8 protein-coding genes are annotated in these 12,728 nt (G+C 41.5%); 7 read left to right on the top strand and 1 reads right to left on the bottom strand.

The window, feature by feature from the left end; all coding sequences use genetic code 11:
• Window positions 1-232 precede the first annotated feature (232 nt).
• Together pepA and ACORHU_RS08620 are read left to right on the top strand one after the other, a co-directional pair.
• Entirely contained in the window at window positions 233-1,297 is a 1,065-nt protein-coding gene (pepA, locus tag ACORHU_RS08625) for a glutamyl aminopeptidase (RefSeq protein WP_061087587.1), read from the top strand.
• A 21-nt stretch (window positions 1,298-1,318) separates the two neighbouring features.
• A complete protein-coding gene (locus ACORHU_RS08620; protein WP_434364347.1) occupies window positions 1,319-1,615 on the top strand; it encodes a bacteriocin immunity protein in 297 nt (98 codons plus the stop codon).
• 202 nt (window positions 1,616-1,817) lie between these two features.
• Here ACORHU_RS08620 and ACORHU_RS08615 read toward each other — a convergent pair whose 3' ends face one another.
• Entirely contained in the window at window positions 1,818-3,449 is a 1,632-nt protein-coding gene (locus tag ACORHU_RS08615; protein ID WP_434364345.1) for a Na/Pi cotransporter family protein, read from the bottom strand.
• A 304-nt stretch (window positions 3,450-3,753) separates the two neighbouring features.
• On the opposite strand from ACORHU_RS08615, the gene ACORHU_RS08610 reads away from it, so the two are divergent.
• The 5 genes from ACORHU_RS08610 to glnA all read left to right on the top strand — a co-directional run bounded on the left by ACORHU_RS08610 (window position 3,754) and on the right by glnA (window position 12,639).
• The gene (locus ACORHU_RS08610; protein WP_434364343.1) at window positions 3,754-8,874 is read left to right on the top strand and encodes an endo-beta-N-acetylglucosaminidase; all 5,121 of its coding nucleotides are present in this window, start codon (window positions 3,754-3,756) and stop codon (window positions 8,872-8,874) included.
• An 89-nt stretch (window positions 8,875-8,963) separates the two neighbouring features.
• Window positions 8,964-10,160 carry a phosphoglycerate kinase gene (locus ACORHU_RS08605; protein ID WP_001096743.1) on the top strand — a complete coding sequence of 399 codons (1,197 nt, stop codon included), beginning with the start codon at window positions 8,964-8,966 and terminating at the stop codon, window positions 10,158-10,160.
• 135 nt (window positions 10,161-10,295) lie between these two features.
• Complete coding sequence (locus tag ACORHU_RS08600) at window positions 10,296-10,823, top strand: FUSC family protein (protein ID WP_000119911.1); 528 nt, start codon at window positions 10,296-10,298, stop codon at window positions 10,821-10,823.
• 76 nt (window positions 10,824-10,899) lie between these two features.
• Entirely contained in the window at window positions 10,900-11,256 is a 357-nt protein-coding gene (gene glnR / locus ACORHU_RS08595) for a transcriptional repressor GlnR (RefSeq protein ID WP_000659551.1), read from the top strand.
• Window positions 11,257-11,292: 36 nt separating this feature from the next.
• Window positions 11,293-12,639, top strand: coding sequence for a type I glutamate--ammonia ligase (gene glnA / locus ACORHU_RS08590; RefSeq protein WP_049540996.1), 1,347 nt, complete (start codon window positions 11,293-11,295; stop codon window positions 12,637-12,639).
• Window positions 12,640-12,728 lie beyond the last annotated feature (89 nt).

Below are 12,728 nucleotides of genomic sequence, written 5' to 3'. Positions count from 1 at the left end.
TCTGTAAATTTCATGAAAAAACTAAACAAGTATAGCATTGGATTGTTTTTTTGTTTGGAAATTAATAGTTTGGTTGATCTTGGAATAGTTCTTAGATTTCACATCACATGCAAGAAAATACAAGCTTTTTCTAAGATACAGTAAGACTAAGATACTAATTTAGAAATCCACCTTCCCGCTATCCTTCTCCTATAAAAAGTGGTAAAATGGATGAAAGAAAGAAGGAACTGAAATGACAACATTATTTTCAAAAATCAAAGAAGTAACAGAACTTGCTGCGATCTCAGGTCATGAAGCACCTGTCCGTGCTTATCTTCGTGAAAAGTTGACACCGCACGTGGATGAAGTGGTGACAGATGGCTTGGGTGGTATTTTCGGAATTAAACATTCAGAAGCTGCGGATGCGCCGCGCGTCTTGGTCGCTTCTCACATGGATGAAGTTGGTTTTATGGTCAGCGATATTAAGCCAGATGGTACCTTCCGTGTGGTTGAAATTGGTGGTTGGAACCCCATGGTAGTCAGCAGCCAACGTTTCAAACTCTTTACTCGTGACGGTCGTGAAATTCCAGTAATCTCAGGATCAGTACCTCCACATTTGACTCGTGGTAAGGGTGGACCAACCATGCCAGCTATTGCAGATATCGTCTTTGATGGCGGTTTTGCGGACAAGGCTGAGGCAGAAAGTTTTGGAATCCGTCCTGGTGACACCATCGTACCAGATAGTTCTGCAATCTTGACAGCCAATGAAAAAAATATCATTTCAAAAGCTTGGGATAACCGTTACGGGGTTCTCATGGTGAGCGAGTTGGCAGAAGCTCTGTCAGGTCAAAAACTCGGAAATGAACTCTATCTTGGCTCTAATGTCCAAGAAGAGGTTGGTCTCCGTGGTGCTCATACTTCCACAACTAAATTTGATCCAGAAGTTTTCCTAGCAGTTGACTGTTCACCTGCTGGTGATGTTTATGGCGGTCAAGGCAAGATTGGGGATGGAACCTTGATTCGTTTCTACGATCCAGGACACTTGCTTCTCCCAGGAATGAAGGATTTCCTTTTGACAACGGCTGAGGAAGCTGGTATCAAGTACCAATACTACTGTGGTAAAGGCGGAACAGACGCTGGCGCAGCTCATCTGAAAAATGGTGGTGTCCCATCTACAACAATCGGTGTTTGCGCTCGTTATATCCATTCTCACCAAACCCTCTATGCAATGGATGACTTCTTAGAAGCTCAAGCTTTCTTGCAAGCCTTGGTGAAAAAATTGGATCGTTCAACAGTTGATTTGATTAAAAATTATTAAACCATAAGGGAGGTGGTAGGGATGGTAGAACCAAACCTAGAAAGCCTTATAAAAGATCTTTACAATCATGCTCGACATGATTTGAGTGAAGATTTAGTTGCTGCTCTCCTAGAGACTGCAAAAAAACTGCCTAGTACAAATGAGCAATTGCTAGCAGTTCGTCTCTCAGGTCTGGTAAATCGTGAATTGCTCCTAAATCCCAAACATCCGGCACCTGAGTTGCTCAACTTGGCTCGCTTTATCAAGAGAGAAGAAGCCAAGTACAGAGGAACTGCAGCTTCTGCGCTTATGTTTGGCGAACTCTTTAAAATGCTTTGATTCCATTGCGAATCAAAGCATTTTTTATATGGTAGAAAAGCAATTCTTGGTTAGGAAAAGAAAAAAGCCATCCCATTCAGGATAGCTTTTTGGTACTTATACTCAATGAAAATCAAAGAGCAAACTAGGAAACTAGCCGCAGGCTGTACTTGAGTACGGCAAGGCGACGTTGACGTGGTTTGAATTTGATTTTCGAAGAGTATTAGATTTGTTCAGCGATGACCTTTTCAGCTAGATTCATAGCATGGTCTGATACACGAGTGTAGTGGGAAACAATATCGATAAAGTTGACCCCAGCTTGTGTTGAACACTCGCCCTTGTTGAGGCGCTTGATGTGGGTCTTTCTGAGAACACGTTCCATATTGTTGATTTCTTTATGGCGTTCAATCAGACTTTGAGCTTTTTCAATATCGTTGTTTTCCACACTATCAAGGGCATCCTTGATAAAGCCAGTGGTTTTTTGATAAATGTCAGCTAATTCTTCCAAAGCAGCTTCAGAGAACTCAACATTTTTACGTTGAAGGTAGTCAGTCAGATTGATTAGCGCTTCTGCGTGGTCCCCAATCCGTTCCAAATCACGGGATGAATCAAGGATGTTGGTCAGCACTTCACTTTCTTTCTGGCTAAGAGCTTCGCTTGAAAGAGTAATAAGATAGCGAGTTAATTTTTCATCAATGGTGTTGATGGCTTCTTCTGTCTTGTGTCCTTTTTCAGCAACCTTTTCATTGAGGTCAATGATGTAGTTGTATGAAAGGTCAAAGGCTTTAGAAGCATAATTTCCCAAGTGAAGGAGTTCTTTCTTTGCATTTCCGAGAGCGATTGATGGAGCTTGTTTAATCAAATGTTCATCAAGATAAAGTGGCTCGTACTTGACAACTTCATCTTCACCAGGGATGAGCTTAGTTACAAAGTAGGCCAAGGCTCCGATGAATGGAAATTGTACAATGGTGTTACTTACGTTAAAGGCACCGTGAGAGAAGGCGATGGTCATCTCAGGAGAGAGGTGAAGGAGTGCCTGGAAGTACTCAATCATTGACGTAAATGGGCCTAATAAGATTAAGCAAAGGATAGTCCCTAAAACGTTAAAGGTAACGTGGGTTGCAGCAACGCGTTTTGCAGAGACATTGGCTCCAGCTGCCGCGATGATAACGGTTAGGGTTGTCCCGATATTATCTCCGAAGAGAACTGGTAGCGAACCTTTAAGGTCAAGGAACCCACCTGCATAGAGACCTTGCAAAATCCCAATTGTCGCAGAAGAAGCCTGGATGAGGACGGTAATCACTGCACCAGCAAAAACTCCCAAAATAGGATTTTGTCCCAAGGTTACCATATATTCCTTGAATTGTGGTAAATCTTTAAGAGGACTCATACCGGCACTGATGAGGTTGAGGGCGTAGAAGATTCCCCCTACACCAAACAGGATGCGCCCGATATTGTTTGCTGTTCTGTTTTTTGTAAAGAAGAGGAACATGGTCCCAAGGAAAATCAGGGGTAAAGCATACTCGCCAAGTTTGAAACCGATGATAAAGGAAGTAACGGTGGTTCCGATGTTGGCTCCCATGATAATTCCGATAGCCTGTCTAAGAGTGAGAAGACTAGCGCTGACCAGTCCAACCGTGATAACTGTAACCCCTGTACTTGACTGAATCAGGGCAGTCACGACAATCCCAACTAGAACACCTAAAAAGGGATTGCTGGTGTACTTGTCAATGTAAAAACGAAGGCGGTCTCCAGCAGCTTGTTGCAAACCGTCTCCCATGGTCTTGATACTATATAAAAATAGTCCCAGACCACCTAAAAAGTGAAATAAAATTTCCTGCCAATTAATGGACATTTCTTTTTCCTCCGAAAAATAATAACGGAATTTCTCCTATTCTATTTTAAAGGATAAAAGTAAATCTAACAAGTATTAAGCTAAGATTTTAGAAAGAAAATTCCTGAGAATGGATCTTAATTATATTAATTTTACCAATTTCTAACCTAGATATAGGCATTTCCTTTTATATATTGACATTTAAAAGAAATATCTTAAAATGAGGGAGGAATTATCTTGGTCCCTGTGATTGGGATAAAAATTTTATAAAGAAAGTTAAGCGCTTTCTTTTTATGCAACAAAACCAATCTTTTAGGAGGAGAAAATGAAGAATTCATTTTTTGAAAGACGTTGTCGTTACAGTATTCGTAAGTTATCAGTAGGAGCCTGCTCCCTGATGATTGGGGCTGTTTTATTTGCTGGTCCAGCCTTGGCAGAAGAAACTGCAGTTCCTGAAAATAGCGGAGCTAATACAGAACTTGTTTCAGGAGAGAGTGGGCATCCAACTAGTGAAGCCGACAAGCAGAATGAAGGGGAACGTACTGGAGAAAACAAGCTAGAAAAGGCAGAAGGAGCAGAGACAGTATCTGAAACTGCTTCGCCAGCAAGCAATGAAGCTGCAACTACTGAAACTGCAGAGGCAGTAAGCGTAGCTAAACCAGAGGAAAAACCAAGTGAGGTGGTTGCAGAAACACCATCTGCCACATCAAAACCAAAGTCTGACAAGGAAACGGAAGCAAAGCCTGAAGCAACTAGCCAAGGAGATGAGTCTAAGCCAGCAGCAGAAGCTAATAAGACTGAAAAAGAAGTCCAGCCAGATGTCCCTAAAAATACAGAAAAAACATTAAAACCAAAGGAAATCAAATTTAATTCTTGGGAAGATTTGTTGAAATGGGAACCAGGAGCTCGTGAAGATGATGCTATTAACCGCGGGTCTGTCGCCCTTGCTTCACGTCGAACAGGTCATTTGGTCAATGAAAAAGCTAGTAAGGAAGCAAAAGTTCAAGCTCTATCAAACACCAATTCTAAAGCAAAAGACCATGCTTCTGTTGGTGGAGAAGAGTTCAAGGCTTATGCTTTTGACTATTGGCAATATCTAGATTCAATGGTCTTCTGGGAAGGTCTCGTACCAACTCCTGACATTATTGATGCAGGTCACCGTAACGGGGTTCCTGTATATGGTACACTTTTCTTCAACTGGTCTAATAGTATTGCAGATCAAGAAAGATTTGCTGAAGCTTTGAAGCAAGACCCAGATGGTAGCTTCCCAATTGCCCGTAAATTGGTGGATATGGCCAAGTATTATGGATATGATGGCTATTTCATCAACCAAGAAACGACTGGGAATTTGGTTGAACCTCTTGGAGAAAAGATGCGCCAGTTTATGCTCTATACCAAGGAATATGCTGCTAAGGTAAACCATCCAATCAAGTATTCTTGGTACGATGCTATGACCTATAACTATGGACGTTACCACCAAGATGGTTTGGGAGAATACAACTACCAATTCATGCAACCAGAAGGGGATAAGGTTCCAGCAGATAACTTCTTTGCTAACTTTAACTGGGATAAGGCTAAAAATGATTACACTATTGCAACTGCCAACTGGATTGGTCGTAACCCTTATGATGTATTTGCAGGTTTGGAATTGCAACAGGGTGGTTCCTACAAGACAAAGGTTAAGTGGAATGACATTTTAGATGAAAATGGAAAATTGCGCCTTTCTCTTGGTTTGTTTGCCCCAGATACCATTACAAGTTTAGGAAAAACTGGTGAAGATTACCATAAGAATGAAGATATCTTCTTTACAGGCTACCAAGGTGATCCTACTGGTCAAAAACCAGGTGACAAAGATTGGTATGGTATTGCTAATCTAGTTGCGGACCGCACGCCAGCAGTAGGTAATACTTTTACTACTTCTTTTAATACAGGTCATGGTAGAAAATGGTTCGTAGATGGTAAGGTTTCTAAGGATTCTGAGTGGAATTACCGTTCAGTTTCAGGTGTTCTTCCGACATGGCGCTGGTGGCAAAAATCAACTGGTGATAAGTTGAAAGCAAGCTATGATTTTGAAGATGCTTATAATGGTGGAACTTCTCTCAAATTTGCAGGGGATCTTTCAGGTGCGACCAAGCAAGATGTGAATTTGTATTCTACTCGCTTGAAGGTGACAGATACAACCAAATTGCATGTTGCCCACAAAGGAGGCAAAGGGACCAAGGTTTATGTAGAATTTGCAACCAAGAAAGATTATACCTACGGTGATGAAGCTGCCCGTAAAGAATTGACAGTTTCAGATAACTGGACTACCGATGATTTTGATTTGAGTGCCTTGGCAGGTAAAACAATTTACGGTATTAAACTCTATTTTGAAAATGACAAAGACTTAAAAGGCTATCAATTTAACCTGGGGCAATTGACCATCAGCAATAATCAAGATACTCCTCAGGCACCAACCACAGTAGCTGTAGCCAAACAAGTCCTAAAAAATGCCCAAGAAGCGGAAGCAGTTGTGCAATTTAAAGGCAACAAGGATGCAGATTTCTATGAAGTTTACGAAAAAGATGGGGGCAGCTGGAAATTACTAACTGGCTCATCTTCTACAACTATTTATCTAGCAAAAGTTAGCCGTTCAGCAAGTGCTCAAGGTACAACTCAAGAACTGAAGGTTGTAGCAGTTGGTAAAAATGGGGTTCGTTCAGAAGCCGCAACCACAACCTTTGATTGGGGCATGACTGTCAAAGATACCAGTCTACCAAAACCACTAGCTGAAAATATCGTTCCAGGTGCGACAGTTATTGATAGTACTTTCCCTAAGACTGAAGGTGGAGAAGGTATTGAAGGTATGTTGAATGGTACCATTACCAGTCTGTCTGACAAGTGGTCTTCTGGACAATTAAGTGGTAGTGTGGATATTCGTTTGACCCAACCACGTACAGTTGTTAGATGGGTGATGGACCATGCTGGAGCTGGTGGAGAATCTGTAAACGACGGTTTGATGAACACCAAAGACTTCGACCTTTATTATAAAGATGCGGATGGTCAATGGAAGTTGGCTAAGGAAGTTCGTGGCAATAAAGCCCATGTTACAGATATTACCCTTGATAAACCAATCACAGCTCAAGATTGGCGCTTGAATGTTGTCACTTCTGACAATGGAACTCCATGGAAGGCTATTCGCATCTATAACTGGAAAATGTATGAAAAGCTTGATACTGAAAGTGTCAATATTCCAATGGCCAAGGTTGCAGTCCGTTCTCTAGGCAATAACAAGGTACAAGTTGGCTTTGCGGATGTACCAGCTGGAGCAACCATTACCGTTTATGACAATCCAAATTCTCCAACTCCGCTTGCAACCTTGAAGAGCGAAGTTGGAGGGGACCTAGCAAGTGCACCATTGAATTTGACAAATCAATCTGGTCTTCTTTACTATCGTACCCAGTTGCCAGGCAAGGAAATTAGTAATGTCCTAGCAGTTTCCGTTCCAAAAGATGACAGAAGAATCAAGTCAGTCAGCCTAGAAACAGGACCTAAGAAAACAAGCTACGCCGAAGGGGAGGATTTGGACCTTAGAGGTGGTGTTCTTCGAGTTCAGTATGAAGGAGGAGCTGAGGACGAACTCATTCGCCTAACTCACGCAGGTGTATCAGTATCAGGCTTTGATACGCATCATAAGGGAGAACAAGATCTTACTTTACAATATTTGGGGCAACCGGTACATGCTAATTTATCAGTGACTGTTACTAGTCAAGATGAAGCAAGTCCGAAAACTATTTTGGGAATTGAAGTAAGTCAGGAGCCGAAAAAAGATTACCTAGTTGGTGATAGCTTAGACTTGTCTGAAGGACGCTTTGCAGTGGCTTATAGCAATGACACCATGGAAGAACATTCCTTTGCTGATGAGGGAGTTGAAATTACTGGTTACGATGCTCAAAAGACTGGTCGTCAAACCTTGACGCTTCGTTACCAAGGTCATAAAGTTAACTTTGATGTTTTGGTATCTCCAAAGGCTGCAGTTAACGATGAGTACCTCAAACAAGAAATTACTGCTGTCCAAGGTCGTCAGTCAACGGTTGCTTATACCTTCTCCAGTGAGGACAAACAAGCGACGCTAGTAGAGAAGCTCAATGGAGCAAAAGCTGTTGCAGAAAATCACAGTGCCAGTCAAGAAGACGTTAATCAGGCTTTGAATGAATTGAAACAAGCAGGCGCAGACTTGGATGGCAATCAGCGTTATGAGGCTGCTAGGAAAGAATTAGAAAGTTTACTCGAATCCATCCGCGAAAAATATCCTAAATCAGAACTAATTGCGCAAGCAGAGGCTTTGTTGGTATCACAAGCACCAACTCCACAAGCTTTTGCGGACATGAAAGAACAGCTGAATAAGAAACTAGCTCCTGCAGCAGAAAGCCATCACGTTGGTAGCCAGGATCCAAATGAAGTAGCCCCAACAGTTGAAGCCCTCTCTGGACTAGTTGTGGAAACTGAAACAATAGCCTTCGAACATCAAGAGCGCCCAAATGCAAGTCTTTTTAAAGGTCAACGTCAACTTGTCCAAGCAGGAGTTGAGGGACAAATTCGTCGCTTGATTGAAGTAGATAGTCAAGGCAATCGTACGCTTCGCGCTACAGAAGTTTTGAAAGAAGCTGTTCCAGAAATTACTGAGATTGGAACAAAAGTTCTTTCAAGTAAGGAACCAACTGAAGGTGTCAAGAATTTGGTTGTGAATACTCCGAAATTAGAAGTTGAAGAGACAAGTATTGCCTTCGAACACCAAGAACGTCTAACTCCAAATCTCCCAGTTGGTCAACGTCAACTTGTTCAAGCAGGGGTTGAGGGACAAATTCGTCGCTTGATTGAAGTAGATAGTCAAGGCAATCGTACTCTTCGCTCTACAGAAGTTTTGAAAGAAGCAAGTCCTGAAATCGTAGAAGTAGGTATTGGTCTCATCCCTGCCAATCCAGCACCACAAAACACAGACCTTCCAAAACCTTCTAAACAACCAGCTCAACCAGCGTCTGACCAACAAAAGGCTCCTAAATTGGAAGTCCAAGAGGAAAAGATTGCCTTTGACCGTCAAGAACATGAAAATGCTGAGATGCTAGTTGGGGAACAACGGGTCATCATACAGGGACGAGATGGTCTATTAAGACATGTATTTGAAGTTGATGAAAACGGTCAGCGTCGCCTTCGTTCAACAGAAGTCATCCAAGAAGCGATTCCAGAAATTGTTGAAATTGGCACAAAAGTAAAAACTGAACCATCAGTAGCGCCTACACAAGAAAAACCAGCCCAAAATACAGCAGTTAAATCAGAAGAAGCAAGCGCCCAATTACCAAATACAGGGACTGTTGATACAAACGAAGTCCTAATAGCAGGATTAGCCAGCCTTGGTCTCGCTAGTTTAGCCTTGACATTGAAACAGAAAAAAGAAGAGGAAGATTAAATATCGAAAAATCTTGTGAAATCTTTCCTTATATTTCCAAAGTGTGATATAATAGTTTCGAATAAAATAAATAAAGGGGTTTTTGTAACATGGCAAAACTTACTGTTAAAGACGTTGACTTGAAAGGTAAAAAAGTCCTCGTTCGTGTGGATTTCAACGTACCATTGAAAGATGGCGTAATCACTAATGACAACCGTATCACAGCAGCTCTTCCAACTATTAAGTACATCATCGAACAAGGTGGACGTGCAATTCTTTTCTCTCACCTTGGACGTGTGAAAGAAGAAGCTGATAAAGCTGGTAAATCACTTGCTCCTGTAGCTGCTGACTTGGCTGCTAAATTGGGTCAAGACGTTGTTTTCCCTGGTGTCACTCGTGGTGCTGAATTGGAAGCAGCAATCAACGCTCTTGAAGATGGACAAGTTCTTTTGGTTGAAAACACTCGTTACGAAGATGTTGACGGCAAAAAAGAATCTAAAAACGATCCTGAACTTGGTAAATACTGGGCATCACTTGGAGATGGTATCTTCGTAAACGATGCATTCGGTACAGCTCACCGTGCACACGCATCTAACGTTGGTATCTCAGCAAACGTTGAAAAAGCAGTTGCTGGTTTCCTTCTTGAAAACGAAATTGCCTACATCCAAGAAGCAGTTGAAACTCCAGAACGTCCATTTGTAGCTATCCTTGGTGGTTCAAAAGTTTCAGACAAGATCGGTGTTATCGAAAACTTGCTTGAAAAAGCTGATAAAGTCCTTATCGGTGGTGGTATGACTTACACATTCTACAAAGCACAAGGTATCGAAATCGGTAACTCACTTGTAGAAGAAGACAAATTGGATGTTGCGAAAGCTCTTCTTGAAAAAGCAAACGGTAAATTGATCTTGCCAGTTGACTCAAAAGAAGCTAACGCATTTGCTGGTTACACTGAAGTACGTGACACTGAAGGTGAAGCAGTTTCTGAAGGCTTCCTTGGTCTTGACATCGGTCCAAAATCTATCGCTAAATTTGACGAAGCTTTGACTGGTGCTAAAACAGTTGTATGGAACGGACCTATGGGTGTATTTGAAAACCCAGACTTCCAAGCTGGTACAATCGGTGTGATGGACGCTATCGTGAAACAACCAGGTGTTAAATCAATCATCGGTGGTGGTGACTCAGCTGCCGCAGCGATCAACCTTGGACGTGCAGACAAGTTCTCATGGATCTCTACTGGTGGTGGAGCATCAATGGAACTTCTTGAAGGTAAAGTTCTTCCAGGTCTTGCAGCCTTGACAGAAAAATAAGATTTCATAAATGAATCAAAGAAGAGAGGGATGAAAGTTCCTCTTTTCTTTTGCTTGAAATAAAAACGCTTCCTCTCAACTATTACTCATAAAAATCACCGATTTATGATAAAATGGAAATAGAAAGTTGAGATTATGAGTTATTTTAAAAAATATAAATTCGATAAATCCCAGTTCAAACTTGGTATGCGAACTTTTAAAACAGGTATTGCTGTTTTTCTAGTTCTCTTAATTTTTGGCTTTTTTGGCTGGAAAGGTCTTCAAATCGGTGCTTTGACAGCCGTTTTTAGCTTGAGGGAGAGTTTTGATAAGAGTGTTCATTTTGGGACTTCGCGCATTCTAGGAAATAGTATCGGTGGCTTCTATGCTCTGGTCTTCTTCCTATTAAATGGCTTTTTCCATGAAGCTTTTTGGGTAACTTTAGTAGTTGTTCCAATCTGCACCATGTTAACCATTATGACAAATGTGGCCATGAATAACAAAGCGGGCGTTATTGGCGGTGTAGCGGCCATGTTAATCATTACCCTATCGATTCCGAGCGGAGAGACAATTTTGTACGTATTTGCTCGTGTATCGGAAACTTTCATGGGAGTTTTTGTTGCAATTCTCGTAAATTACGATATTGACCGTATTCGACTCTTTTTAGAGAAAAAAGAAAAATAATGTTACATTTTATAACATTATCAATTGACGTTTGTCTTTTTTTAGACTATAATAGACAGAAAGAAGGAAATTGTAAATGAAGGAAAAAGAATTTCGCCGAAACATGGCTGTTTTTCCTATTGGCAGTGTTATGAAGTTGACTGATCTATCGGCTCGTCAGATTCGTTATTATGAAGATCAAGAGTTGATTAAACCTGATCGAAATGAAGGGAATCGTCGCATGTATTCCTTGAATGACATGGATCGTCTGCTTGAAATCAAAGATTATATCTCAGAAGGTTATAATATCGCTGCTATTAAGAAAAAATATGCTGAACGTGAAGCGAAGTCCAAGAAAGTGGTGAGTCAGACTGAGGTGCGTCGTGCACTTCACAATGAACTTCTCCAACAGGGGCGTTTTGCTTCAGTACGATCACCTTTTGGTCGCGGTTAGACAACCGCAAGTAGTCATAGATTAAGGAGAAAACTCATGCCAATCAAAGCTGCAGATATTCGTCGTGAAGTCAAGGAAAAAAATGTTACCTTTATCCGTCTCATGTTCTCAGATATTTTGGGAACCATGAAAAACGTCGAAATTCCTGCTACAGATGAACAATTAGATAAGGTCTTGTCAAATAAGGCTATGTTTGATGGATCTTCTATTGAAGGTTTTGTACGTATCAATGAGTCAGATATGTACTTGTACCCAGACTTGGATACATGGACAGTCTTCCCGTGGGGAGATGAAAATGGAAGTGTTGCAGGTTTGATCTGTGATGTCTACACAACAGAAGGTGAACCATTTGCAGGTGACCCTCGTGGCAATTTGAAACGTGCTCTTCGTCACATGGAAGAAGTAGGATTCAAATCCTTCAACCTTGGTCCAGAGCCAGAATTCTTCTTATTTAAACTAGATGAAAATGGTGACCCAACACTTGAAGTAAATGACAAGGGTGGCTACTTTGATTTGGCGCCTACTGACCTTGCGGACAATACACGCCGTGAGATTGTCAATGTCTTGACTAAAATGGGATTTGAAGTAGAAGCGAGTCACCACGAGGTTGCGGTTGGACAGCATGAAATTGACTTCAAGTACGATGAAGTTCTCCGTGCTTGTGATAAGATTCAAATCTTTAAACTTGTTGTTAAAACCATTGCTCGCAAACACGGGCTTTATGCAACCTTTATGGCCAAACCAAAATTTGGTATTGCTGGGTCAGGTATGCACTGTAATATGTCCCTGTTTGATGCAGAAGGAAACAATGCCTTCTTTGATCCAAATGATCCAAAAGGAATGCAGTTGTCAGAAACGGCCTATCATTTCCTTGGCGGTTTGATCAAGCATGCTTACAACTATACTGCCATCATGAATCCAACCGTTAACTCATACAAACGTTTGGTTCCAGGTTATGAAGCGCCTGTTTACATTGCTTGGGCTGGTCGTAACCGTTCGCCACTTGTGCGCGTGCCTGCTTCACGTGGTATGGGAACTCGTCTTGAGTTGCGTTCAGTGGATCCAATGGCTAACCCATACATCGCTATGGCGGTTCTTTTGGAAGTTGGTTTGCATGGTATTGAAAATAAAATCGAAGCACCAGCTCCTATCGAAGAAAATATCTACATTATGACAGCAGAAGAGCGTAAGGAAGCTGGCATTACAGACCTTCCATCAACCCTTCACAACGCTTTGAAGGCTTTGACTGAAGATGAAGTTGTCAGAGCGGCTCTTGGAGAACATATCTATACTAGTTTCCTTGAAGCCAAACGAATCGAATGGGCAAGTTATGCAACCTTCGTTTCACAATGGGAAATTGATAACTATTTAGATTTATACTAATGGCATAGAAAGGTTGTCCGATTGGGCAGCCTTTTTATACTCTTCAACCCACGTCAGCCTTATCTGCAACCTCAAAGCTATACTTTGAG

This window comes from Streptococcus sp. KHUD_015 (assembly GCF_051106265.1).
GTDB lineage: Bacteria > Bacillota > Bacilli > Lactobacillales > Streptococcaceae > Streptococcus.
This window is presented reverse-complemented; position numbering and strand designations above follow the sequence as displayed.

Excerpts from the sequence above, each read along its gene's own strand:
- ACORHU_RS08600 (WP_000119911.1), top strand. The coding sequence starts at position 10,296 with ATGAGTTATTTTAAAAAATATAAATTCGATAAATCCCAGTTCAAACTT.
- glnR (WP_000659551.1), top strand. The coding sequence starts at position 10,900 with ATGAAGGAAAAAGAATTTCGCCGAAACATGGCTGTTTTTCCTATTGGC.
- ACORHU_RS08615 (WP_434364345.1), bottom strand. The coding sequence starts at position 3,449 with ATGTCCATTAATTGGCAGGAAATTTTATTTCACTTTTTAGGTGGTCTG.
- ACORHU_RS08610 (WP_434364343.1), top strand. The coding sequence starts at position 3,754 with ATGAAGAATTCATTTTTTGAAAGACGTTGTCGTTACAGTATTCGTAAG.
- ACORHU_RS08605 (WP_001096743.1), top strand. The coding sequence starts at position 8,964 with ATGGCAAAACTTACTGTTAAAGACGTTGACTTGAAAGGTAAAAAAGTC.
- ACORHU_RS08620 (WP_434364347.1), top strand. The coding sequence starts at position 1,319 with ATGGTAGAACCAAACCTAGAAAGCCTTATAAAAGATCTTTACAATCAT.
- glnA (WP_049540996.1), top strand. The coding sequence starts at position 11,293 with ATGCCAATCAAAGCTGCAGATATTCGTCGTGAAGTCAAGGAAAAAAAT.
- pepA (WP_061087587.1), top strand. The coding sequence starts at position 233 with ATGACAACATTATTTTCAAAAATCAAAGAAGTAACAGAACTTGCTGCG.